We start from the raw sequence: 1,783 nt of genomic DNA on the forward strand, positions 1-1,783 counted from the left end.
TCCAGCGCCTGCCGCTGCTGTTCGAGGCGATCGAGGTGCCGGTGATCGCGGCGGTCAATGGCCCGGCGATCGGCGCGGGCTGCGACCTTGCCTGCATGTGCGACGTGCGCATCGCCTCGGACAAGGCGAAGTTTGCGGAAAGCTTCGTCAAGCTGGGCATCGTTCCCGGCGATGGCGGGGCGTGGCTGCTGCCGCGCATCGTGGGCTTTTCCAAGGCCTCGGAGATGGCCTTTACCGGCGACCTGATGGACGCGGCCGAGGCGCTGGCCTGCGGGCTGGTGTCCAGGGTGGTGCCGGCAGGCGAGCTGATGGACGCGGCCCGCGCCCTTGCTGCGCGCATCGCCGCCAACCCGCCGCACGCGGTGCGCATGACCAAGCGGCTGATCCGCGAGAGCCGGCTGGCCAGCCTGTCGGCCATCCTCGAAGCTTCGGCGGCGGCGCAGGCGCTGTGCCACACGACGCGCGACCACCACGAGGCGGTCGCGGCCTTTCTGGAAAAGCGCACCCCCGTGTTCACGGGTGAATGAACGAATAGGAACGGGCAAGAGCAATGGGTGAAGAAGGCAAGCTTGCGGACCTGCGCGCCGAGCTTCGCGCGTGGCTGTCGACCAATCTGCCGGGCGACTGGCGCGAGCGTCAGCGCGGCGACGATATCGAAGGCTTCCTCGCATCGCAGCGCGACTGGCTGGCACGGCTCGTGAAGGGCGGCTACGCGACGCCGCACTGGTCGGGCGCGTGGCATGGCGGCGGGCGCTCGCTGGCCGAACAGGTGGCGATCTTCGAGGAACTGGCCCGCGCCGATGCACCGCGCCTGACCTTGTTCTTCGTCTCGCTCTACCATGCCGCGATGACGCTGCAGGAGTTCGGCACGAAGGCGCAGCAGGAGCGCCACCTGCCCGCGATCCTCGCGGGCGAGACATGGTGCCAGGGCTTCTCCGAACCCGGCGCGGGATCGGACCTTGCCGCGCTGCGCACGCGCGCCGAACGCAAGGGCGACCGCTACGTGATCTCGGGCCAGAAGATCTGGTCGACGCTGGGCCAGTTTGCCGATCACTGCCTTCTGCTGGTGCGCACCGACACCAGCGGGCCCAAGCAGGCCGGGATCACCTTCCTGTTGATGGACATGAAGTCCAAGGGCGTCGACGTGCGCCCGATCAAGCAGATCACCGGGGACGAGGAGTTCGCCGAGATATTCCTCGATGAAGTGGAGATCCCGGTCGAGAACCTGGTGGGCAAGGAGAACGAGGGCTGGGCGGTGGCGCAATACACGCTCTCGTCGGAACGCGGCCTTGCCCTGGTGGAACTGACCGAACGGCTCGCGCTGGGCTTCGACCGGCTCGTTGCCGAAGCGACGCGCGGCGGCACCGAAGCGGATCGGGTTGATGCAGAGACGCGGCGGCGGATCGTGGACATCTCCGCGCGTCTCACGGGGCTGCGCGCGATGATCGCCACGCTGATGGCCAATCGCATTGCCGGCAACGAGGCCGTGGGCGATGCCTCGATCATCAAGCTGGCCTACTCGCGCCTCTCGCGCGACTTCACCGCGCTGGGGCTGCGGTTGCGGGCCGGCCTTGCCATGCGCGAGACGGCCTACGTGCTGGGCGCAGGCTACGAGACGGGCAACTGGATGTTCGATTTTCTGAACAGCTACCAATACAATATCGCCGGCGGCACCAACGAGATCCAGCGCAACATCATCTCCGAGCGGGTGCTGATGATGCCCCGCCAGAAGCTGGCTTGATCATCCGGGACAGGACTACGGACATGGACGCGATTGATCCCG

The 1,783-nt window shown here is 67.5% G+C and carries 2 protein-coding genes; both read left to right on the forward strand.

Annotated elements, in window-relative coordinates; all coding sequences use genetic code 11:
• Window positions 1–527 (forward strand): enoyl-CoA hydratase-related protein (locus OLX02_RS20105; RefSeq protein ID WP_264425734.1); only part of this gene is annotated, 527 nt, incomplete at its 5' end.
• A 23-nt stretch (window positions 528–550) separates the two neighbouring features.
• Window positions 551–1,741: an acyl-CoA dehydrogenase family protein gene (locus OLX02_RS20110; protein WP_264425736.1), complete on the forward strand. Its 1,191-nt coding sequence runs from the start codon at window positions 551–553 to the stop codon at window positions 1,739–1,741.
• The last annotated feature ends 42 nt before the right edge of the window (window positions 1,742–1,783 follow it).

It is taken from the genome of Novosphingobium sp. KCTC 2891, assembly GCF_025938155.1.
GTDB lineage: Bacteria > Pseudomonadota > Alphaproteobacteria > Sphingomonadales > Sphingomonadaceae > Novosphingobium.